Origin of the sequence: Hymenobacter gummosus, assembly GCF_003970915.1 — a bacterium.
Classification (GTDB): Bacteria; Bacteroidota; Bacteroidia; order Cytophagales; family Hymenobacteraceae; genus Solirubrum; species Solirubrum gummosum.
In genome coordinates this window covers 207,482-230,380 of sequence record NZ_RXOF01000001.1, presented here as the reverse complement: position 1 = coordinate 230,380, position 22,899 = coordinate 207,482, and the positions used below count along the sequence as shown (strand labels likewise).

12 protein-coding genes are annotated in these 22,899 nt (G+C 65.1%); 7 read left to right on the top strand and 5 right to left on the bottom strand.

What is annotated here, in order from left to right; all coding sequences use genetic code 11:
* Positions 1-266 precede the first annotated feature (266 nt).
* From EJV47_RS01080 to EJV47_RS01070, 3 genes are all read left to right on the top strand, one after another.
* Positions 267-1,739, top strand: a complete 1,473-nt coding sequence (locus EJV47_RS01080; protein ID WP_126691291.1) for a DUF1800 domain-containing protein — start codon at positions 267-269, stop codon at positions 1,737-1,739.
* Between the two features lie 205 nt (positions 1,740-1,944).
* Positions 1,945-3,153 (top strand): DUF1501 domain-containing protein, encoded by a 1,209-nt coding sequence (locus tag EJV47_RS01075; RefSeq protein ID WP_126691290.1) that lies wholly within the window; start codon positions 1,945-1,947, stop codon positions 3,151-3,153.
* Positions 3,154-3,243: 90 nt separating this feature from the next.
* Positions 3,244-3,657: an SPW repeat domain-containing protein gene (locus EJV47_RS01070; protein WP_126691289.1), complete on the top strand. Its 414-nt coding sequence runs from the start codon at positions 3,244-3,246 to the stop codon at positions 3,655-3,657.
* Positions 3,658-3,811: 154 nt separating this feature from the next.
* Here EJV47_RS01070 and EJV47_RS01065 read toward each other — a convergent pair whose 3' ends face one another.
* The 4 genes from EJV47_RS01065 to EJV47_RS01050 form a co-directional block, all read right to left on the bottom strand.
* A complete protein-coding gene (locus tag EJV47_RS01065) occupies positions 3,812-4,672 on the bottom strand; it encodes a transporter (RefSeq protein WP_126691288.1) in 861 nt (286 codons plus the stop codon).
* Between the two features lie 90 nt (positions 4,673-4,762).
* Entirely contained in the window at positions 4,763-7,018 is a 2,256-nt protein-coding gene (locus tag EJV47_RS01060; protein WP_126691287.1) for a TonB-dependent receptor, read from the bottom strand.
* A 90-nt stretch (positions 7,019-7,108) separates the two neighbouring features.
* On the bottom strand, positions 7,109-8,488 hold the full coding sequence (locus tag EJV47_RS01055; protein WP_126691286.1) for an Nramp family divalent metal transporter: 1,380 nt from the start codon (positions 8,486-8,488) through the stop codon (positions 7,109-7,111).
* Between the two features lie 207 nt (positions 8,489-8,695).
* Positions 8,696-10,741, bottom strand: coding sequence for a T9SS type B sorting domain-containing protein (locus tag EJV47_RS01050; RefSeq protein ID WP_126691285.1), 2,046 nt, complete (start codon positions 10,739-10,741; stop codon positions 8,696-8,698).
* Positions 10,742-11,022: 281 nt separating this feature from the next.
* Between EJV47_RS01050 and EJV47_RS01045 the strand changes: the two genes are divergently transcribed.
* Together EJV47_RS01045 and EJV47_RS01040 are read left to right on the top strand one after the other, a co-directional pair.
* Positions 11,023-15,825, top strand: coding sequence for a fibronectin type III domain-containing protein (locus tag EJV47_RS01045; protein ID WP_126691284.1), 4,803 nt, complete (start codon positions 11,023-11,025; stop codon positions 15,823-15,825).
* Between the two features lie 120 nt (positions 15,826-15,945).
* Positions 15,946-18,819, top strand: a complete 2,874-nt coding sequence (locus tag EJV47_RS01040; protein ID WP_126691283.1) for a fibronectin type III domain-containing protein — start codon at positions 15,946-15,948, stop codon at positions 18,817-18,819.
* An 84-nt stretch (positions 18,820-18,903) separates the two neighbouring features.
* Here EJV47_RS01040 and EJV47_RS01035 read toward each other — a convergent pair whose 3' ends face one another.
* Positions 18,904-20,313 carry a PQQ-dependent sugar dehydrogenase gene (locus EJV47_RS01035; protein WP_165903565.1) on the bottom strand — a complete coding sequence of 470 codons (1,410 nt, stop codon included), beginning with the start codon at positions 20,311-20,313 and terminating at the stop codon, positions 18,904-18,906.
* Positions 20,314-20,440: 127 nt separating this feature from the next.
* Here EJV47_RS01035 and EJV47_RS01030 point away from each other — a divergent pair, with 127 nt between their 5' ends.
* Positions 20,441-22,108, top strand: a complete 1,668-nt coding sequence (locus tag EJV47_RS01030) for an amidase (RefSeq protein ID WP_126691281.1) — start codon at positions 20,441-20,443, stop codon at positions 22,106-22,108.
* 48 nt (positions 22,109-22,156) lie between these two features.
* Positions 22,157-22,795 carry an HD domain-containing protein gene (locus EJV47_RS01025; RefSeq protein WP_126691280.1) on the top strand — a complete coding sequence of 213 codons (639 nt, stop codon included), beginning with the start codon at positions 22,157-22,159 and terminating at the stop codon, positions 22,793-22,795.
* Positions 22,796-22,899: the final 104 nt, after the last annotated feature.

The following is a 22,899-nucleotide window of genomic DNA, read 5'->3' as shown; positions in this document are numbered from 1 at the left end:
TGGCGGGAACTATCACTGCTTCGTTGAATGAACGATAAAGGCCGTCATGCCGGGCGTGGCCGAGGCATCTCGCTCGGATGCTAATCTTCTCGTTGAACAAAGAACTTACTACCTGCAATCAGCACGCGAGACGTCTCGATAAGCTCGACATGACCGTTCTGGTAAGTCGTTCAGTCGACGCGCTCTGCGTGACGTTCTATTGAGTTGGTTCACCTTTTAAGCCGGCCCGGCTTAAACCCTTCTCGCCCAATCCCGTCCAACCCAGCATGACGACGCAACAACAGGTGCAGCACCTGCTCTGGCGGGCCGGCTTCGGGCCCCGGCCCCAGGATGCCACGGCGGGCCTCACGCCGCGCAAAGTGCTCCGGCAGCTGCTGCGCGACTCGGCCGATGCCACCCCGCTCGACAGCCCGCAGATGCGCTACCGCGAGGAGCTGGCGACGAACCCGGCGCCCACGATGGACCTCAAGCAGGACCCCCAGGCGCCGGCCCTGAAGCGCGGGGAGCTGACGGCGGAGCAGCGCAAGGCGCAGAACCGGCAGATTCGGGACGCTTTCTACGCCATGAACACCGGCTGGCTGCAGCGCATGGCCACCTCGCCGGCCCAGCTGCGCGAAAAGCTGACCTTCTTCTGGCACGGCCACTTCGCCTGCCGCGTGCGCCGCCCCGATGCCGCCCTGCAGCTCAATAACACCATCCGCCGCCTGGCCCTGGGCAAGTTCCCGGATCTGCTGCTGGCCGTGGCCAAGGAGCCGGCCATGCTGCAGTTTCTCAACAACCAGCAGAACCGCAAGCAGCGCCCTAACGAAAACTTCGCCCGGGAGGTGATGGAGCTGTTTACCCTCGGCCGCGGGCCCTACACCGAGCAGGACGTGAAGGAGGCCGCCCGCGCCTTCACCGGCTGGGGCTACGACGCCCAGGGTCAGTACCAGTTTCGCCCACGCCAGCACGATGAGGGACCCAAGACCTTTCTGGGCCAGACCGGCAACTTCGGAGGCGAGGACATTCTGCGTATGCTCACCGAGCGCCGCGAAACGGCCCTGTTTCTGACCACCAAGCTCTACCGCTTCTTCGTCAACGAGCAGCCGAACCCGCAGCACATCAAGCCGCTGGCCGAGGCCTTCTACCAGTCGGGCTACGACGTGCAGGACTTGATGGAGCGCCTGTTCTCCGCCGACTGGTTTTACGACGCCCGCAACGTGGGCACGCGCATTAAGTCGCCGGTGGAGCTGCTGGTGGGGCTGCAGCGTCAGGCCGGCCTCGCGCCCGCCGACGGGCAGAAGCTGGTGTTCTGGCAGAAAGCTCTGGGTCAGACCCTGTTTCAGCCCCCGAACGTGGCCGGCTGGCCCGGCGGCCGCAGCTGGATTGATTCTTCCTCGCTCTTGCTGCGCCTGCAGCTGCCGCAGGTGCTGCTGAAGCAGGCCGAGGTGAGCGTGGCGCTGAAGGAAGACGAAAACGACCTGGCCCCGCAGCTGCCGCGCGCCGAGCGGCTGCTGCGCACCGGCCGCAAAGAAGACAAAGACGCGCCCGTCAGCCTGGCTACCGTGGCCGCGCTGGTGCAGAAAGTGCCCGCCGACCAGCAACCCGAAACGCTGGCTCGCTTCCTGCTGCAGGCCCCGCTCCGTTCCGAAAACCTGGCCTTGCTGCGCCAATCGGCCCCGGCTGGGGGCGGCCCCCAGCAGGCTTTGCGCCAGCAGGTCGGCGTGCTGCTGTCCCTGCCCGAGTACCAGCTGATGTAAGCTGGCGCCGGTTTAGCGAGCAAAGCGAGTGAAACCGGTGCCTGTCATAAAGCAGGTTTTCAACCTGCGTCGAACGTTGTTTACCAGCTGGCTTGGCCCGCCCGGGCGCTACTCGCAGGCTGAAAGCCTGCCTGATTACGGGCACCGGTTACGCAACTTTCAGTTGCTAAACCGGCGCCAGCTACCATCCAACACCACCTCCGCCATGACTTCCCGCCGCGACTTCCTGAAAACTTCCGCGCTGGCCAGCACCCTGCTGTTCGTGCCGCGCTTTCTGCACAAGCTCGATGCCCAAAGCCTGCCCGCGCTGCAGGATGCCGGCGGCCGGCGGCTGGTGGTGGTGCAGCTCGGCGGCGGCAACGACGGGCTGAACACCATCGTGCCCTTCCGCAACGACTTGTACTATAAAGCCCGGCCCACCCTGGCTCTGCGTGAGCAAAGCGGCCTGCTGCTGCTCGACAAAGATCTGGCGCTGAACCCCAACATGACCGCGCTGAAGGGCCTCTACGACCAGGGCCAGCTCACCGTGCTCAACTCGGTGGGCTACCCCAACCCCGACCGCTCGCACTTCCGCTCCATGGACATCTGGCACACCGGCTCGGCCGCCGATGAGTACCTGGCCACCGGCTGGCTTGGCCGCTACCTCGACGCGGCCTGCGCAGGCTGCACCACCGGCCACACCGGCATCGAAGTCGACGATACGCTGAGCCTGGCCATGAAGGGGGCGCACAAGAAAGGCCTGGCGCTGAAGAATCCGCAGAAGCTGCGCGAGGTGACGCGCAACCGCGTGCTGCGCGCCGCCAGCCAGGAGCCGGCCGCCACCGGGCTGGGCGAGCTGGACTACCTCTACAAGACCCTGGCCGAAACCGCCTCCTCGGCCGATTACCTCTACGAAAAGAGCAAGGTCTACCAGTCGAAGCAGCCGTACCCGAACACCGACTTCGCCAAGAGCCTGCGCACCACGGCCGAGCTGATCAATTCCGGCCTCGATACCCGCGTGTACTACGCCTCGCTCAGCGGCTTCGACACCCACGTGCGCCAGCAGGAGCAGCAGGGCAAGCTGCTCAAGGACCTCTCCGACGGCCTCGGCGCCTTCGTGCAGGACTTGCAGCAGGCCGGCAACCTCGACTCCACGCTCATCCTGGTTTTCTCGGAATTTGGCCGCCGCGTGGGCCAGAACGCCAGTAACGGCACCGACCACGGCACGGCCAACAACGTGCTGCTGCTTGGCGGCAAGCTGCGCCAGCCCGGCGTAGCCAACGCCGCCCCCGATCTGGCCGACCTCGACGCCGGCGACCTGCGCTACCAGGTGGACTTTCGCAGCATCTACGCCAGCATCCTGCACGACTGGCTGGGCGCTGATAATCAGCAGATACTGAGCCCCGGCGTGACGCCGCTGGTGGGCCTAGTATAAATACTGAAAACGCCAGCTGGGCAATATCCCGCTGATTGTCAGGGCGTACAAAGGGGCTGCATGCAATGTTCAACCAACCTGTTGCACCCCATGAAAGTCCTGTCTCCCGCCGCTCACGGCGTCCTTGATTACATCACCGTCGTGGTTTTTGCCATGGCTCCCGTGCTCTTCGATCTGCCGCAGCCGTACTCCACGGCCTTCTACGTGCTGGCCGCCGGCTACCTGCTCATCGCCCTGCTCACCGACTACCCGCTCAGCTTCAAGCGCGTCATTCCGTTCCCGCTGCACGGGGCCTTCGAGCTGGTCAGCGGCCTGGTGTTCATCGTGTTGCCCTTTCTGTTCGGCTTCTCCGATGACCAACCCGTAGCCCGCAACCTGTTCATTGGCTCGGGTATCATGTTCCTGCTCGTCTGGTTTATCACCGACTGGAAAGGCGTCGGCACCCACGCCCACGACGGCGGCCGCGACCATGCCCGCAGCATGATGACCGGCGTGCAGCACTAACGCTGCCGACTACTGATGCAACGAAAAAGCGGCCAGCCCGAAAGGGCTGGCCGCTTTGTTTCTGGGCCGTAAGTATTCGGGTCAAAGCTCAGGGCTCCAGGCGCGGTTGCAGGCCGCCGACCCCCAGCAGTTTTTCCCGCTACCAGCTACCAGCTTAGCGCCGGAAGGTGAAGCCGACGAAGAACTCCCGGTCGGTTTCGCGGTTCAGGGCGAAGTGGGCGCCGAAGTCGAACTGCAGGTTTTCCGTCACGTTGAAAATCGGAGCCACGTTGATGGAGCTGCGCCAGTCGTGCTTCTGCGCATCCCAGCGCGAAACGCCCTCCACCATCAAGGAAACCAAGTCGTTGAAGTCGTGCTCCAGGGCTACGGAGGGCACCACGCCGAGGTAGTGCTTGCTGGTTTCCCGGTCGTAGTTGAGCTTGGTTTCCACCTGGCCTTCCAGGTCCCAATGGTCCCCCAGGTGCACGTCGGCCGGCACGATGAGGCCGTACTCCACGCCCCCGTCGCCGGCCTGCCCGCCGGTGGGCAGGCGCACCCAGCCCACGGCGGCCAGGGCCAGCGGGGCTTCTTCGTCGTCGCCGAGGAAGTTGTGCTTCAGGCGCAGAGCCACGTCGCCGAAGCCGCGGTGCCGCTCCCAGTTGGGGTCGTCCGCACGGCGCTGCTTCTGGGCGGCGTACACCGGTATTTCCAGCTGCACATCGGTGCGCCGGCTCAGGCCGAGCTTGGGCATGAGGTAGGCCGCGTGCCATTCCCGCTCCCGCTGGTCATCCTCCCGGCGGTTGACCAGCCGAAAGCCGTCGACTTCCAGCTGAAAATGGCCCGCGTCGACGGTAAACGGGCTTTCCGTCACGCCGGGCCGGTCGGGGCGCAGCTCGCGCAACTGGTTGCGCGGCACGGGCTTAAACAAATTGAAATGAGCGGAGTCGTACGGGCAGGAGCGGGGCTTGTCCGGCGACTGGGCCAGGACGGCCGGGGCGGCGCACAGCAGCCACAAGCCGGCAAGAAAACGAAACATGGCGGGGGAGGGGAAAGGTGTATTTGCCCCGCATACGCAGCCGCCCCGAATTGGATTATTCGGGGCGGCTCGGCCGTACAGAATCCGTACTTACCACGAGTAGCGTAGGCCCAGAAAACCGCGCCGGCCCTGCAGCGGTGCGTAGTTATACTCGGTGTCGAAAGTGTAGCCGTTGGGGTTGTCCTGCGCCACGTACTTGTCGAACGGGTCGAAGGCCCGCAGCAGGGTGTAGCGCGGCAGGAAACCCAGCAGGTTCTTCACCCCGCCGTAGGCCTGCAGGTGCTTGCCGAGCTGCTTGGTCGCCTGCACGTTCTGCAGGGAGTACCAGGGCGAGCGGCTGGGCCGGTAGTCGTTGGGCTGCACCGGCAGGTGCATGGGCCCGGTCACCTGCCCGGTGTAGTCAACGCTCAGGCCCCAGCGGTCCAGAGAGTAGGAGGCGGCGTAGGTGCCCGAGAAGCCCGGCGTCTGCACCTGCCGCAGCCGCGCCGCGTTGTCCGGTTCCCGCCGGTACACGTCGAGCAAGGTCACGCCCGCAATCAGCTTCAGGCCCGCCGCGGCCGTCCAGTCGGCGTTCAGCGTCAGCCCGCGCGAGACGGCGTAGCCGCGCAGGTTGCGGTAGATGATCTGGTTGGGGTCGGTGTCGTAGTCGGGCAGAATCTTGTTGGTGAAGTAGGTCCAGAACAAGCTGCCGTCGAGAATCAGCGGCCGGGCGTCGGGGCCAAACTGGTGGGTGTAGTTCACGGTGGCGTTCCAGCTGCGCTCGGGGCTGAGACGCTCGGCCACCACCACCTGCCGGGCGCCGGTGAGGGCGGCGTGGTCCTCGGTGAACAGGTTCACCACCCGAAAGCCGTTGCCCGCGCCCAGGCGCAGCACCCGGCGGCCGTCGTCGGTGCCCCACTTGTAGTTGATGCGGCCCGAGGGCACCAGGCCGTGGCGCGGGTCGTGGTCGAGGCGCAGGCCGGTGAGCAGGGTGGAATGGATGTTCAGGTGCCACTCGTCCTGCACGAACAGGCCGGGCAGGCGCACTACGTCGGGGCTATTAGCGGCCCGGTCACCGAGCCTGGCAGCCGTGGCGGGCGTGTTGTCGTCGTACCAGGTGTAGCGGTAGGCGGCGCCCAGCAGCAGCTGGTGCTGCACGCTCACGGGCTTCAGCCAGGTCAGCTGCCCGAAGCCCACGTGCTGGGTGGCAATGTAGCTGGTGGTGCCGTAGATGGAGTTCTGGTGGTGGCGGTTGTAGGAGCCGCTGAGCAGCAGCTTCTCGCGCTTCACCGGCAGCTGGTACTGGCCCAGCAGCTCGTAGCGGCTGGTGTAAATGCTTTCCCCGTAGATACTGTCGCCGCCGCGGTGCTCTGGCCGCCAGCCCAGCTGCCCGCCAAACCGGTCCTCGTAGTAGTAGCGGGCCGCCAGGTTGGCCACCCGGTCTTCGGGCCGGCGCAGGCTCCACTTATTGAACACCGTGGCCCGCTGCTGCAGCGGCACGTCCGTAAAGCCGTCGTGGTTCACGTCGCGGCGCTGGTTGTAGCCAAACAGGTTGGTGGTGAGCAGGGTAGTGGCCTTGCCCACGCGGGCGGCGGCCCCGGCGTCCACGTTCAGCTCCCCGAAGCTGGTGCCAAACACGTCCACCGACAGCGGCGCGGCCTTTTCGGGGTTCTTGGTAATGACGTTGATCAGCCCGCCCACGGCCTCGGAGCCGTACAGCGTGGAGGCCGGCCCCTTCACCACTTCCACCCGCTCCACCATGCTGTTCGGAATGCCGCTCAGCCCGTACACCGTGCTCAACGCCGACACGATGGGCATGCCATCGATGAGCACCATGGTGTAGGGCCCTTCCAGCCCGTTGATGTGGATGTCGCCGGTGTTGCACACGCTGCAGTTCAGCTGCGGCCGCACCCCGTTCACCATGGTCAGGTTCTCGAACAGGCAGGGCGCCGGGTTCTTCTGAAAAAACTTGGGCGTGTACAGCTCCACCGGCACCGGCGACTCGCTCTTCACCACCTCGCCCAGCGTCCCGCTAATAACCACCTCCGCCGTTTCGGTGCTGGCCGGGGCGAGCAGCACGGTATACGCCGCCGTTTCGCCCGCCTTCACCGTTACCCGGCGCTCCGCTGGCTTGTAGCCTAAGGCCGTCACCGCCAACTGGTAGTCGCCCGCCGGCACGCTCTTCAGCACGAAGCCGCCGTGCTCGTCGGCCGTGGTGCCGTGGGTAGTGCCCTTCAGCCCGACGCTGGCAAAGGGCACTGCCGCGCCCTCGGCCCGCACCTGCCCGCGCAAAGTACCCGTCTGCGCCAGCGCGGTGGTGCTAAGCAGAAGCAGTGTCAGAAGCCAGAGTAAAGGTTTTACGACCATTTTAGCGTAGGCTTTTGTTTTTATTTAGATGAGCCTAAATCTGAATTCGGGCGCAAAAAAGCGGCATGGATTATCCATGCCGCCTTGTGCTTAGCCCCAGAAGGTCTGGACCAGCAGGTAGCCGTTCAGAGCAATAATGATGAGCGAAACCGTCCAAGCCGTGACTTTTACCCAGGGGCGGTTAACGAAGGAGCCCATTTTCTGCCGGTCGGAAGTGAAGAGTACCAGCGGCACCACCGCGAAGCTCAGCTGCAGCGACAGAATTACCTGGCTCAGCACCAGCAGTTCGCCCGTCCCCTTCTCGCCGTACATAAGCGTGACGACAAAGGCCGGCACTACCGCAATCAGGCGGGTAATCAGGCGCCGCAGCCAGGGCTTAAGCTTCAGGTGCAGAAATCCCTCCATCACGATTTGCCCGGCCAGCGTGCCCGTCAGCGTGGAGTTCTGGCCCGAGGCCAGCAGGGCAATGGCAAACACGGCGCTGGCCGCCGTGGCCCCGAGCACCGGCGTGAGCAGGTTGTGGGCCTCGTTGATGTCGGCTACGCCGTGGTAGCCGTTGCGGTGAAACGCCGCCGCCGCCAGCACTAGAATGGCCGCGTTGACGAAAAATGCCAGAAACAAAGCCACCGTCGAGTCGATGGTGGCAAACTTCACGGCCATGCGCTTGCCTTCGTCGGTGCGCTCAAAGGCCCGCGTCTGCACGATGCTGGAGTGCAGGTACAGGTTGTGGGGCATCACCGTGGCGCCCAGAATGCCGATGGCCACGTACAGCATGCCCGGGTTGGTCAGCACCTCCGGCCGCGGCAGCAGCCCGCCGCCCACCGCCCGCCAGTCCGGCTGCGACACCACGATTTCGTAGAGGAAACAGCCGAAAATCACCGCAATCAGCCCGGCCACCAGCGCCTCGATCAGGCGGAAGCCGCGGTTCTGGAAGTACAGCACCACCAGCACGTCGAGGATGGTCAGCACCACGCCCACCGTGAGCGGAATGCCGAACAGCAGGTTCAGGGCAATGGCCGAGCCGATAACCTCGGCCAGGTCGCAGGCGGCAATGGCTACCTCGCAGAGCACCCACAATACCATGGCCACCGGCTTGGAGTAATGGTCGCGGCAGGCCTGGGCCAGGTCGCGGCCCGTCACAATGCCGAGCTTAGCCGCCAAGTGCTGCAGCAGCATAGCAAACAGGTTGGAGAGCAGGATGACCGACAGCAGGGTGTAGCCGTAGCGGGCCCCGCCGGCAATATCAGTAGCCCAGTTGCCCGGGTCCATGTAGCCCACGGCCACCATCAGGCCCGGTCCCCAGAAAGCCATCAGCTTCCGCCAGAACGATGCCGATTGGGCCGGCACGCGCACGGAAGCGTACACGTCGCCCAGCGAAGGCGCGTGGCGCCGCTGCCGCCACCCGGCTTCGTTGCTCGTTTCGGAAACCAGAGCCGGCGGCGACGCCGAGGGAGTATCAGTAGGAGGCATTGAGTCAGGTAGTTTCGGCAAAGGAAGGAATTTTAGCCTGGTCTAAAAAATAAATTAAACCGCCTTAAATACCGATTTCCTGGCAAAAGGTTGCGGCCGCCGGCCAATTCAGCTGCGAGGATAGGTCGACCAGCTGCCGAAGCCACCGAAAACAAAAAAGGCGCTGCGGGGTGCAGCGCCTTTTTTGGCGGTAATAAAGCAAGAAGCTTAGCGCATGATTTCTACCCAGCCCTTCTGACGGGTGCCGTCAGCGAGGGTAATCTGGTAGTAGTATACGCCGTCGGCTTGGCCTTTGCCGTCCCAGTCGTTCTTGTAGTCAGCCCAGTCGCCGATTTTGCGGCCCCAGCGGTTGAATACTTCCAAGCGGCGCGAGGGCTGCGACGATTCTTTGATAACGAAGAAGTCGTTCTTGCCGTCGCCGTTCGGGGTAAACACGTTCGGCACTTTCGGCGCGAGGCGGATAACGAAGGAAGCCGTGTCGACGCAGGCACCGGCGCGGAAGCCGCTCGGCGCGATGCTCACGAAGTAGCGGGTGTTCTGCTTGGGCGTTACGGTGATGCTCTGCTGGGTTTTCTTGGTAGCGTCCAGGTCGCTGATGTCATCCGGAGTGCTGGCGCGCCAAGTGTAGGTGTAGGTAACGGGCGAAGTACCGATTACCGCTGGGCGGTTGGCGCGGGCCACCAGGTCGATGGCGTCGCCGATGGTGATAAGCGAGTCACGCTTGATGGCGGTGCCCGGAGCCGGGTTGGTGCCGCCGATGGTTACGTCGGCCACGCTGCGGCGGGTCACGCGAATCACGATGATACGGTTCTGCACAGCCTTGATGGGGCAGGCGTTGTCTTCTACGCGCACCTGGATGCGGAAGGTCTTGTTCGTCAGCAGCGGGTCGGGGCGCAGACGCAGGCGGCCAACGGGAGCCGTCTGACCGTTGTTGGTCAGGGTGAATACGTTGGCAGCGGTGCCGTCGAACAGGTCAGCGTAGTAAGGGTCGGTCGGTAGGGCGTAGGTTACCGTCAGCTGGTCGCCGGGGTTCGGGTCACGGAAGTTGACGTTTACCTCGGTGTATTCGCAGGCCTGGGCCGTTACGATGGTGGAGTCGGTGTTGACAATCTGGGTGTTGTTACCAGCCGTAACGGGCTGAGCTATCGGCGCGCTGGGCACCGTGTTGCCACCGCAGTCGATAACGATAACGAGCATGTCGCGGCGTACCGAGCCAACTTTGTAGTAGCGGCCGTTGATGAGACGGAACTCCGTTACTTTACCAACTACGGCGTACTTGTTACGACCAGCCGACGACGGAGTGCCCGGATAGAAGATAGACGGCGTGAACGTGAAGCCACCCGACGACGGGTCGAAGTTAAAGTAAGGCGTGCCGGTAACCAACGCGTTGGTGGGGCTGCAGACGCCATTCGTGTTGTAAGACGAAATGGGATAAGTCGCCGAGTAGGGGATGGTGGCCGTAGGCGGCTGGAAAATGCAGGGCGGGTTCGTCGAAAGGACGATCGGGGTGCCGCTCGGCGAGTTGATGTAGGTCGAGAAGTTGTTGCAGCCTTCCAGGGGGCGGTCCAGGTTGTACACCAGCGAGTCGCCGTCCGGCTCGAAGGTGGAGAAAGTCAAAGAGGTACGCTGGTTTACGCACACGAAGGGCACCGGCGTATCCAGGTTGCTGTACTGGGGCGAGTTGTTCTGCTGGCGCGACTGGGTGCCGCTGGCCAAGGCAATCTGGTTGTTCAGGGTAGCCTCGAAGCGCAGGGTGGTGTTGCCGCCGATGTTCTCGATGCTGGGACGGGCGCTGATTTCAACGCTCATCGTCCACTCGGGAGCATACTCCAGCTCTACTTCGCCCACGTAGCTGGCTACTTCGTAGTTGGGGTTCTGGCTGCCCGAAACGCAGACGTTCAGGCTGGCTTGGCTATTGCAGTAAGGCGTACCGATGGAGGGAGTGCCGCGGACAAGCGTTACCGGCGCCGGGTTGCGCGGGTCATTGACGGTGCAGGAAGTAGCGGGCGTACCAACGCGGCAGTTCAGCGTGAGGGAGGTTTCGGCCGTGATACCGGAGCAGTCGCGGAAGTAGCGTGCCGTCACGCGGTAGCGCTGTTTCTCCGGCGCGGTAGCAGTTGCCGGCACAACACGCAGGAACTCGTAAGTCAGCTGCCCGCCTTGGGCGTGCGAGGCGTACGCCTGCTGAACTCCGGCTAGTGCCAGGCACCAGGCTGAGAAGAGCAAGAGGGAAGCGCGTAGGAGGTGCTTCATGTGAAAAGGGGTTGAAGAGAAACGATGAAACCTGGGTGGGTGTCCGAATTTGCTGCGTAAGATAAAGACAATTATGCCTTACGTCGCAAAATCAGTCGTAAAAAGCTGTATAGCACAGAGCAAATATTTTACCAGCTTTTGTCAATTTCGGGTTGGATCAAAAAAAAAGTTCCGAAAAGAATAATCTTTTTAAATATCAGTTCGGCCGGGTTAGCTTTAAGGGTCGTTATCGGCAATTTGTGTGCCGAAGCATCCTTTCAACCACCCTTAACTTTCTTTTCATGCGAAAAACTTTACGCATGTGGATCAGCCCCACACCCGGGCTGGGTCTGCGTTCGTGGTGGCTGCCCATGCTCCTGTGGCTGGCCTCTGCCAGCGCTTGGGCCCAGACGGTCACCGTGGGCTCCACCACGGTGCCCCCGGTAACGCCGGCCACCAGCTCCTACTTTTATGGGCCGCTCTACCGCTCGTCCAACGATGCCGGCTCGACCTTCAACTACTCCCGCTACGCGCACCTGTACACCCCGGCTGAGTTGGGCATCCCGACGGGCGCGGTTATCACGCAGCTGGAGTGGCTGAAAGCGGACGCCGGCCAGGTCACCGGCAACAACACCTTTAATGTGTGGCTGGAAAACTCCTCTCGCACCACCCTGGGTACCACGCAGACGTGGTCGGCGCTGAGCGCCACGGCTACCCCGGCCTACACTTCCACCACGCAGCAGGTCACGGGCGCGGCCGGGGCGTATTTTTCCGTAACGCTGACCCAGCCGTTTACCTACACCGGCGGCAACCTGCTCATCCTGACCGACTGGGAAAAGCAGGGCAGCGCTTCGGCCGCCGTCAATTTCGTGACGAACCCGGCGACCGGTTTCGGCCTGGGCTATGCCAACAGCGCGGCCCTGACGGGCACGACGGCGCTGACCGCGGTTTCCTACGGCGACCGGCGCCCCACGCTGCGCGTGACTTACACGCCCGGCGGCCCCTGCACGGCCCCGCCCACGGCGGGCACCGTGGTAGCCTCGGCTACCAGCGCCTGCGCCGGCTCGCCGGTGAGCTTCTCGCTGCAGGGCGCTTCCTTCGGCACGGGCATGACCTACCAGTGGCAGAGCTCGACCAACGGCACGACCTTCACCAACATCAGCGGGGCTACCAGCCCGGGCTACTCGGTGGCGTCCCTGTCGGCCACCACGTACTTCCGCGCCGTGCTGACCTGCTCGGGCCAGACGGCCACGACGCCGGCGGTGCAGGTGACGGTGGCCGCCCCGACCTACGCCACGGTACCGTTCACGGAAAGCTTCGAAGCCACCTGGGTGGACGCCTGCAACACCCGCGACGTACCCAGCAACAGCTGGCGCAACACGCCCGCTACTGGCAACAACTCCTGGCGTCGCAACGACGATGGCGCTTCGGCCGCCTGGACCTCGACTTTGGGTGCTTACACTCCGGCCGCCAGCCAGGGCAGCAGTTCGGCCCGCTTCCACAGCTACAACTCCAGCTCGGGCACGGTCGGTACGCTTGACCTGTACGCCAACCTGAGCACGGCCGGCAACAAGCTGCTGAGCTTTGACTTCATCAACACCAGCGGCACCGACTCGCTGACCGTGCACCTGTCGACCGATGGGGGCGCCACCTTTGGGCCGGCCTTGGTGCGCCGCACCACGGCCAGCACCTGGACGACGGTGAACGTGGGCCTGCCCGCTACCACTTCGGCTACGGCCATCATCCGCTTCCGGGTGCGTTCCGACTTCAGCACCACCGACGTGGGCCTCGACAACGTGAACCTGAGCGTGCTGACCGGCGTACCGGGCTGCGTCACCAACGTGACGCCCGCTAACAACGCCACCAACGTAGGCCGTCCGCTCACCATCACCTGGAGCCCTGGCACCACGGGCATCACCACGGGCTACGACGTGTACTTCGGTACCACGGCCACGCCGCCGCTGGTGAGCAGCAACCAGAGCGGCACCAGCTACACCCCCGCCAGCCTGGCCGCTAACACCACCTATTATTATCAGGTGGTAGCGCGCAACGCCAACGGGGCGGCCACGGGCTGCGCGGTGTCGCAGTTCACCACGGGCAGCACCTTCAACTACTGCAGCTCGGGCCTGGGCTCGTACTGCGGCACGGCCGACATTACCGCGGTAGCCATTACGGGCACCACCCTGAACAACGCCGGCACCACTTGCTCGGTAACCAACGGCAGCGGCTACACGGCTTACCCGGCCACGGGCAGCACCACGGCCACGCTCTCGGCCGGTACGCCCTACCAACTGAGCGTTACCGCCAGCGCCTCGGCTATTCTGTCGGTGTGGGTCGATTACAACCAGAACGGCGCCTACGAGGCGTCGGAGTGGCAGCAGATTACCACGGCTTCGACGGCCAACGCTCCCACCACCATTACGCTCAACGTGCCGAGCAACGCGGTGCAGGGCGTTACCGGCCTGCGCATTCGTTCGCGCAGCCAGGGCAGCCCCAACGGTGCTACTGATGCCTGCACCGAGTTCTTCTCGGGGGAAACCGAGGACTACCTGGTGACCATTGCACCGGTTCCGGCCTGCCCCGCCGTAACCAACTTGGCGGTGACTACGCGCACCTCGACCTCGGCCACCATCAGCTTCACCACGCCCTCGGCCGGCACCAGCTACACGGTAACCTACACGGCCGCCAACGGCACTCCGGTAACCGTGTCGCCGAACCCCACGGCTTCGCCCATCACCCTGAGCGGCCTAGCGCCTGCTACCAACTACACGGTAGCCATTACCACGAACTGCGCGGGCAGCCAGACGTCCGTGACCAACTACCTCACCTTCGTGACGCAGATTGGCAACGACGAATGCGCTACGGCCCAGCTGCTGACCTCGGCGGCTACCTGCTCGCCCACCAACGGCACCGTATTCCAGGCTTCGCAGTCGACGGGTACGATTCCGGCCTGTAACCTCACCTCGCCCGGCACGGCCGACGACGACGTGTGGTACCGCTTTGTGGCCACCGGCGCGGCGCACGATATCCGCCTGGTGGAAGGCGCGGGCTTTGCCGGCGTGATGCAGCTGTTCTCGGGCAGCTGCGGCAGCCTCACGGCTGTGCAGTGCATCGGCAACGCTACCGCCAACGGGGTGGAAGTGATGCAGGCTACCGGCCTGACGCCCAACCAGACCTACTACGTCCGCATCTACTCCTTCAGCGGCACCGCGCCGACGGCGGCTAACGGCGGCTTCACCATCTGCGTGTCGGCTCCGACGCCGCCGCCGGCCAACGACAACTGCGCCACGGCTCAGGTGCTGACCCCGGGTGCTACCTGCAACCCGACGTCGGGCTCCACCTGGCTGGCTACGCAGTCGACGGGTACGATTCCGACCTGCGGCCTGACCTCGCCCGGCACGGCCGACGACGACGTATGGTACAGCTTCGTGGCCACCAGCACCGGCCACCAGATTGATGTGGACGAGCTGACCGGCTTCGACGCCGTCGTGCAGGTATTCTCGGGCAGCTGCGGCACCCTCACCGCTCTGCAATGCATCGACAACTCCAGCTCGGGCGGGGCTGAGCAGCTGCGCGTGTACGGCCTGACGCCCAACCAGACCTACTACGTCCGCATCTACTCCTTCAGCGCCACGGCGCCGAGCTCGTCGGATAGCAACTTTACCATCTGCGTAACCACGGCTCCGACGCCGGCAGCCAACGACGAATGCGCCACGGCCACGCCGCTGACCGTGCAGTTCGGCACCGCTTGCGTGAGCCCCATCATCGGTAACAACATCAACGCCTCGGCTTCGGCCAACATCCCGGCTCCGGGCTGCGCCAGCTACTCGGGCGGCGACGTGTGGTACTCGGTAGTGGTGCCCGCTACGGGCACGCTGACCCTGGAAACGGGTGCTGGTTCGGGCTCGGGCACGTCCATCACCGACACGGGCATGGCGGCTTACTCCGGCACCTGCGGCAACCTCGCGCTGATTGAGTGCGACGACGACGACTCGCCCAACGGCCTGTACTCGAAGCTTGACCTGACGGGCCTCACGCCGGGCAGCACCATCTACGTACGCGTATGGGAGTTCGGCAACGACCTGCAGGGCGAATTCTCGCTGTGCGCCATCACGCCCTCGAACTGCGCCGCCCCCACGGCTCCGCTGTCCACGGTGACCAGCAACAGCGCCACGCTGAGCTGGAGCGGCACCACCGCCACCGGCGCTACCTACGAAGTGCAGTACGGTGCACCCAACTTCACGCTGGGCACCGGCACCAACGTAACCGGCATCACCACGACTACGACCACGCTCAGTGGCCTGAACCCCGATACGGAGTACTGCTACTACGTGCGCCAGAACTGCGGCACGGTGAACGGCCAGAGCGCCTGGGTGGGCCCCACCTGCTTCCGGACCAACGTACTGGCTGCCGCCAACGACGAGCCTTGCAACGCCGTGACGGCCACCGTCAACCAGTTCGGCAACCTGAGCGGCCTGACCGGCACCACCATCGGGGCTACGACCAGCACCGGGGGCGGCCTGCCCAACTCGCTGCCGGCCTGCTCGCCCACGCTGGCTCCCCGCGACGTGTGGTACCGCGTGACGCTGCCCGCCGGCATGACGTCGATGAACGCCGTATTTAGCGGCAACGCCGCTGGCATGGTGCGCCTCTACACGGCTACCAACTGCTCGACGGCGTTTACGCTGGTGGGCTGCCAGGCCTCTGCCGGTCCCAACACCTCGGTGGGCCGCGTGACCTTTACCGGTCTGACGGCTGGCGGTACTTACTACGTGGCGGTATCGGGCTTTGGCGCGGGCGACACCCCGGGCGCCTTCACCGTGACGGCCAAGCGCAACGCCCTGGCTGGGGGTGAAGTAAGCATCTTCCCGAACCCGGTAGCCGGTGGCTCGGCCCTGAACGTGCGCGTCAGCGGCATCAAGCCCGGCACGGTGCGCTGCGAAGTGCTCAACGCCCTGGGCCAGGTAGTGCTGACGCGTAGCGCCGAGGTGCGCAACGGCAGCATGGAGCAGGTGCTCAACACCCAAGGGCTGGCCAAAGGCATGTACCAAGTGCGCCTCACCGCTGGCAGCGACGTAGTCGTGCAGAAGGTGGTAGTTGATTAAAAAAATTAACTGTTTAATGAAAAGACAGCAACGGCCTCCGTTGCTGTCTTTTTTTTATGTTTATTGGTGCCGCACCCGCCTCCCATTTGCCATTTCTCACACCTTAACCCTTCTCACTCTATGGTCAACGTTTTACGCAACTGGCGTAAGAGCAAAGTCTGGTACCGGGCCGCGGCAGTAGCCGTAGCCACGTTGCTGGGCACTTCAGCTGCCAATGCACAGGTGGACACCTACACCTTTGCCCCATCGGCGGGAACGTTTACTCCGCTCACCGGCGGGACGACTGTTTCGGCTATTCAAACCGACGATGCAATTTCCGGCGTAATTCCGCTGGGTTTCAACTTCACCTACGATGGCACCGTCTACACGCAGATCAAGGCCTCATCGAACGGGTGGATAACCTTCAACACGGCTGCTACCGGCAACGAGCTGACCAACAACTTGGACGGCGTAGGGGCGGATTATCGGCCGCTGGTAGCTCCGCTGTGGGACGACATCGACGGTGGGGGCGGTACGGCTTCCTACACCACCACTGGTACGGCTCCGAACCGGGTATTCACCTTCGAATGGCGCGACTGGTTCTGGAACTACCAGGCTACTTCACCGGTAATCTCCTTCCAGGTAAAGCTGTACGAAGGCACTAACCGGGTACAGTTTATCTATCAGCAGGAGCCTGCCGCCATTTCTGGCACGCCGACGGCTTCCATTGGGCTATCGGGTGTCGGCACCGGCACGGGCAGCTTCCTGTCGCTGAGCGATGCTTCAGCAGCGCCTACTACCAGCAGCGCCACCGAAACCGACAACATCAGCACCAAACCGGCTACGGGGCAGACTTACACCTTCACGCCCGCTCCGCTGCCCGCTTGCCCGGCCCCGCGCAACCTCACCATAACGAACATTTCCAGCAATGGTGCCACGCTGAACTGGACCATCCTGGGTGGTGGTGGCAACTACACCATTACGTACGGCCCCACGGGCTTTACGCCGGGCGGCACGGGTAGCCAGACGACCACCAGCGCGGCTGGTACGACCAGCGTCGCTATTACGGGTTTGCAGCCCAACACTGCCTACCAGGCCTACATCACGCAGAACTGCGGTGGCACCGCTGGCAGCAGCACTATTGCGGGCCCGGTGAGCTTCACCACGTTCCCGCTGCCGGCCACCAACGATGAATGCGCTACTTCGGTGGTAGTGCCCGTGACAACTGCCTGCACCACTCCCGTGACGGGCACCGTACTGGGTGCCACCCAGTCGCTGGCGCCCACGGCCAGCTGCGGCTCGACGACGCTGACGACGGCGGCCGACGTATGGTACCGTTTCACGGCTACCAGCACCTCGCACGTGGTTAACGTAATCGGCCAGTTTGCCGGGGTTATCGACGTGCGCTCGGGTGCCTGCACCGCTACCAACAGCGTAGCGTGCGGCACGTTCTCCACGAGTGCCACCGGCACCGCACTGCGCGTGGGCGGCCTCACGGCCAACCAAGTGTACTACGTGCGCATCTACCCGAACAGCAACACCGCTCCGGCGGGCGGCAGCAGTTCCTTCAGCATCTGCGTAACGCCGGGTCCGACGCCCCCGACCAACGACGAATGCGCCACGGCCACGCCGCTGACCGTGCAGTTCGGCACCGCTTGCGTGAGCCCCATCAACGGCACCAACGCAGCCGCTACGGCTTCGGCCAACATCCCGGCTCCGGGCTGCGCCAGCTACTCGGGCGGCGACGTGTGGTACTCGGTAGTGGTGCCCGCTACGGGCACGCTGACCCTAGAAACCGGCGCAGCTTCTTCGGGCACGTCCATCACCGACACGGGCATGGCGGCTTACTCCGGCACCTGCGGCAACCTCGCCCTGATTGAGTGCGACGACGACGACTCGGCCAACGGCCTGTACTCGAAGCTTGACCTGACGGGCCTCACGCCGGGCAGCACCATCTACGTACGCGTATGGGAGTTCGGCAACGATACGGAAGGTGGCTTCTCGCTGTGCGCCGTCACGCCCTCGAACTGCGCTGCCCCCGCGGCGCCGCTCGTTACCCCCACTAGCAGCAGCGCCACGCTGAGCTGGAGCGGCACCACCGCCACCGGCGCCACGTACGAGGTGCAGTACGGCCCGCAAGGCTTCACGCTGGGCACCGGCACCAACGTAACGGGTCTGACCACGACCACCACGACCATCAGTGGCTTGACCTCGGACACGCAGTACTGCTACTACGTGCGCCAGAACTGCGGCACGGTGAACGGCCAGAGCGCCTGGGTGGGCCCCACCTGCTTCCGCACGCTGATTACCGTACCGACCAACGACGACCCCTGCGGCGCGGTAGTGCTGACGGCCAGCGCCGCCGGCCTCACCCAGGCCAACGGCACGACGCTGGGTGCCACGACGACCACCGCTGGCGGGGCCAACTCCTCGCTGCCGGCCTGCTCGCCGGCCCTGGCTCCGAAGGACGTATGGTACCGCTTCACGCTGCCGGCCGGCCAGACCACCCTCAACGTGGCAATGTCGGGTAACGCGGCCGGTATGATTCGCCTGTTCACGGCCACTAACTGCTCAACGGCCTTCAACCTGGTGGCCTGCCGGGCTGCCAGCGGGACCAACCTGCCCGTAGGCAACCAGAGCTTCACGGGCCTGACGGCCGGTGGTACCTACTACATTGCCGTATCGGGCTACAACACGGCCGATACGCAAGGCGCCTTCGTAATTGGCAACGTGCTGGCTACCCGCAACCCGCTGGTGGGCGGCGAACTGACGGTATTCCCGAACCCGGCCCACGGCGGTACGCTCACGCTGCGCCTCAACGGCGCCGGTGCCGCCCAGGCTGGTCAGGCCAACCTGATCAACGCGCTGGGCCAGGTGGTGCGCAAGCAAGGCGTTAGCATCCGCAACGGTGCCGCCGAGCAGCAGATCGGCCTCGAAGGCCTGAGCCGTGGCCTGTACACCCTGCGCGTAGAGGTTGGCGGTGCCAGCATCAGCCGCACGGTGGTAATCGAATAACTGATTCGGCTTACCAAGCTGCGCCAAGTAAAAAGCGGCGTCCCTGGCAAAGGGACGCCGCTTTTTTTGTTATCCGAGGCCGAGCTATTGCCGCAGCAGCCGGGCGCGCAATTCCTCGCCGTCCGGCAGGCGCAGCTGCACCAGGTACAGCCCCGGCGTGGTGGCCGGCAGGGTCAGCTGCTTCTGCTGAGCCGCCAGCGGGGCCGTCCACACGCGGCGGCCGCGGCCATCGAGCAGGCTGAGGACGCCGCCGGCGGGCAGCGGGGGCAGCTGCAAAGCAGCGGACTCGGCCGGCAGCGGGTTCGGGTACACGGACCAGGTGAGGCGGGTGGCCGCGGTGGTGGCGGTGGGCTGGTAGGCCCGGTTCTCGAGCACCAAAATCCGGTCGTCGGTGGAGGCGGGGTTGCCGCGGCCGTCCCGGTTGGAGGTGCCCAGGTACACCCGGCCCTGGGGCGAGACGCAGATGGCGCGCAGGCGGCCGTAGGTGCCGGCCCACACGTCGGCCTGCCGGCTCACCTGTTCCCCGCTGGCCGACAGCGGCAGGTAGGTGAGGGCCCCGTCTTTAAGGCTGACGAGCAGCAGGGAGTTGTTCCACTCGGGCACGGCGGGGTGGTTGTAGTAAGTCAGGCCGGCCACGGCGCGGGGGGGCGTCCAGGCTACCAGCGGCTCGCGCACGTTGTTGGCCTGGCAAAAAGTCTGCTCGGCGGGCAGGTTGCAGAAGCCTTCCACTGTGGGCCAGCCGTAGTTGCGGCCGGGCTGAATGAGGTTGATTTCGTCGTCGCTGTTGGCCCCGTGCTCCGAGCTGTAGACGCGGCCGGTGGCGGGCACGCGCACCAAGCCCTGCGGATTGCGGTGGCCCAGGGTATACACCAGGGAGCCGGGCGTGGGGTTGTCGGCGGGCACCGTGCCGTCGACGTTCAGGCGCAGCACTTTGCCGTTGAGCGCCTGCGGGTTCTGGGCCAGGCTGGTGTTGGCCGCGTCGCCGGAGGTCATCAGCAGAGTATTGTCGGGCAGCACCAGCAGGCGGGAGCCGCTGTGGATGGCCGCGGCCGGCAGGTTGCCCAGGATAATCTGCGGGCTGGTGAGGCCGGTGGCGGCGGTGTACTGGTAGCGCACCAGCTTTTCCTTGAGCGTGCCGGCATCGGTGTAGTTGTAGACCACAAATACGTAGTACAATGGCGGCGACTGGGTGGTGACAGACGGCACGACGGCCATGCCCAGCAACCCGCTTTCCCCGGTTTCGGTCACGTCGGCAATGGTGAGCAGGGGCTGCACCTGCCCGGTGCCGGGGTCGACGCGGCTGATGCGGCCGTAGCGCTCCGTCATCCACAGGTAGTTATCCGGGCCCCAGAGCAGCTCCCAGGGCGTATCGAGGCCGGTGGCGAGCGGGCTGAGCGTGAGCGTGGTGCTGCCGACGGTGTAGGTGGTGGGCTGGGCCTGGGCGCAGCCGAAGGCGGTCAGTACGGAAAATGAAAGAGCGGCGAAACGTTTCATAGACAGCTGCTTAGGTCGCGGCAATAGCGCCACCGCTTTACTACGTAGCAATGGGGTTGGGCGGGCGCCGGGGAATGCAGATATTTCCCGCCGGGCCGGCGCCGCAGCCCGATATACCCGCTTCCTTATGAAACCACCATTTTCCCTGCTGCTGGGTGGGGCCGCCTGCTTTGCCCTGGGCGCCCTCAGCATGCGCGCCGCCGATGCCCCCGCCCCCGTAACCGGGCCCATGCTGCGCGCCGCCCAGCAGCTGCTGGGTTTGCAGTTCACCGACGCCCAGCTCGACTCGGCCCGCCGCGACGTGGAGGGCAACCGCAAGGACTTCGAGGCCAACCGCCGGGTGCCGCTGCCCAACAGCGTGGCCCCGGCCACCGTGTTCAACCCCGTGCCCAGCACCTGGCAGCCCGCCGCGGCCGCGGGCAACGACAAGCTGCCCGAACTCGCCAAGGTGACGCTGCCGGCCAACCGCGAGGAGCTGGCCTTTTACTCGGTGCGCCAGCTCGGGGAACTGCTGCGCACCCGGCAGATTTCGTCCGAAGACCTTACCCGCTTCTTCCTGGCCCGCCTGCGCCGCTACGATGCTAAGCTGCTCTGCGTCACCTCGCTCACCGAGGAGCTGGCCCTGCAGCAGGCCCGCGCCGCCGACGCCGAAATTCGCCGTGGCCGCTACCGCGGGCCCCTGCACGGCATCCCGTACGGGCTCAAGGACTTGTTCAGCGTGAAGGGCTACAAAACCACCTGGGGCTCGGTGCCCTACAAAGACCAGGTGCTGGACGAGGACGCCGCCGTGGCCGTGCGCCTGCGCGAAGCCGGAGCGGTGCTCTGCGCCAAGCTCACCCTGGGCGAGCTGGCCATGGGCGACGTATGGTACGGCGGCCGCACGCGCACGCCCTGGAACCTCACGAAAGGCTCCAGCGGCTCCTCGGCCGGCTCGGCCGCGGCCGTGGCGGCGGGGCTGCTGCCCTTCGCCATCGGCACCGAAACGCTGGGCTCCATCGTGAGCCCCAGCACGGCCTGCGGCGTGACGGGGCTGCGGCCTTCGTTTGGGCGCGTGAGCCGGGCCGGGGCCATGGCCCTGAGCTGGACCATGGACAAAGTAGGGCCGCTGGCGCGCTCGGCCGAGGACTGCGCCCTGGTGTTCGACGCGCTGGTGGGCCCGGACCGCCGCGACCCGGCCACCCTGCTGGTGCCCGCCGACTTCCGCTACGCCTTCGACGTGGACGTGCGGAAGCTGCGCATCGGCTACCTCAAGGCCGATTTTGAGCGGCAGTACCCGAATAAAGCCAACGACGAAGCCACGCTGGCCGCGCTGCGCAAGCTGGGCGTGGAGCTGGTGCCGCTGGAGCTGCCCCCGCTGCCGGCCAGCGACATTACCTACCTGCTGGTGGCCGAGGGCGCCGCCGCCTTCGATGAGCTGACCCGCTCGGGCCGCGACCAGCTGATGGTAAATCAGGACCGCAACGCCTGGCCCAATACCTTCCGCAGCTCCCGCTTCATTCCGGCGGTGGAGTACATCCAGGCCCAGCGCTACCGCACCCTGCTCATCGAGGAAATGGCCCGCCGCCTGCAGGGGCTCGACGGGTACATGGCCCCGTCGTTTGGTCGCAACCTGGTGCTGACCAACCTGACCGGGCATCCGGCCGTGGCCGTGCCCAATGGCTTCACGCCGGAGGGCCTGCCGCAAACCATTACGTTCATGGGTGCGTTGTTTGAGGAAGGCAAGCTGCTGGCCCTGGTCAAAGCTTACCAGGACGCTACCGACTTCGACGAAAAGCACCCGCCGCTGAATTTTTAACGCCCTACTTGTCCAATCCGCCGTCCGCGGCCGGGTTTATCCGCTTACATGGCCCTTACCCTCGAAGCCCGCTGGCAACAGCTGCTCACCCCGCTCACCCCCGATGCTGATGTGCGCCGCCGCGGCTACCGGCAGCTACACGACGCCTACAGCCAGCCCGGCCGCCACTACCACGCCCTGCCCCACATCCGGCAGATGCTTGAAACCCTCGACCAGCACCCGCTGCAGGATGCCACGGTGGTGCAGCTGGCCGTGTGGTTTCACGACGCGGTGTACAGCCCCATGCGCTCCGACAACGAAACCCGCAGCGCCGACCTGGCCCGGCAGTTCCTGACGCAAACCAGCCTCTCGGCCGCGCGGCGCGAGCGGGTGGCCTTTCTCATCGAGCGAACCAAGGACCACACCCAGCCCCAGCCCGCCGACCCCGACCTGCACCTGCTGCTCGACGCGGATTTGCAGATTCTGGGCGCCCCGGAGGCCGATTACTGGCGCTACGCCCGGCAGGTGCGACAGGAGTACACCCTGGTGCCCGATCTGCTCTACCGCCCCGGCCGCCAGAAAGTGCTCCAGAAGTTCCTAGAGTTGGGCCACATCTATCAGACCGAGCCCTTTCGGCAACGACTGGAAACAGCGGCCCGCCGCAACCTGCAGGCCGAGCTGAAAGCCTGGGAGCAGAACAAGTTCTGACCAAGCCGCAGGCAGGGGAGTGGTTACGTGGTGTCCCGGCAGCTTCCGCCGCGCCGGGCCTGCAACGGTAGTCCGCGCCACCGCGTCGTTGCCGGCTGGCCGCC

Excerpts from the sequence above, each read along its gene's own strand:
- EJV47_RS01080 (WP_126691291.1), top strand. The coding sequence starts at position 267 with ATGACGACGCAACAACAGGTGCAGCACCTGCTCTGGCGGGCCGGCTTC.
- EJV47_RS01075 (WP_126691290.1), top strand. The coding sequence starts at position 1,945 with ATGACTTCCCGCCGCGACTTCCTGAAAACTTCCGCGCTGGCCAGCACC.
- EJV47_RS01070 (WP_126691289.1), top strand. The coding sequence starts at position 3,244 with ATGAAAGTCCTGTCTCCCGCCGCTCACGGCGTCCTTGATTACATCACC.
- EJV47_RS01065 (WP_126691288.1), bottom strand. The coding sequence starts at position 4,672 with ATGTTTCGTTTTCTTGCCGGCTTGTGGCTGCTGTGCGCCGCCCCGGCC.
- EJV47_RS01060 (WP_126691287.1), bottom strand. The coding sequence starts at position 7,018 with ATGGTCGTAAAACCTTTACTCTGGCTTCTGACACTGCTTCTGCTTAGC.
- EJV47_RS01055 (WP_126691286.1), bottom strand. The coding sequence starts at position 8,488 with ATGCCTCCTACTGATACTCCCTCGGCGTCGCCGCCGGCTCTGGTTTCC.
- EJV47_RS01050 (WP_126691285.1), bottom strand. The coding sequence starts at position 10,741 with ATGAAGCACCTCCTACGCGCTTCCCTCTTGCTCTTCTCAGCCTGGTGC.
- EJV47_RS01045 (WP_126691284.1), top strand. The coding sequence starts at position 11,023 with ATGCGAAAAACTTTACGCATGTGGATCAGCCCCACACCCGGGCTGGGT.
- EJV47_RS01040 (WP_126691283.1), top strand. The coding sequence starts at position 15,946 with ATGGTCAACGTTTTACGCAACTGGCGTAAGAGCAAAGTCTGGTACCGG.
- EJV47_RS01035 (WP_165903565.1), bottom strand. The coding sequence starts at position 20,313 with ATGAAACGTTTCGCCGCTCTTTCATTTTCCGTACTGACCGCCTTCGGC.
- EJV47_RS01030 (WP_126691281.1), top strand. The coding sequence starts at position 20,441 with ATGAAACCACCATTTTCCCTGCTGCTGGGTGGGGCCGCCTGCTTTGCC.
- EJV47_RS01025 (WP_126691280.1), top strand. The coding sequence starts at position 22,157 with ATGGCCCTTACCCTCGAAGCCCGCTGGCAACAGCTGCTCACCCCGCTC.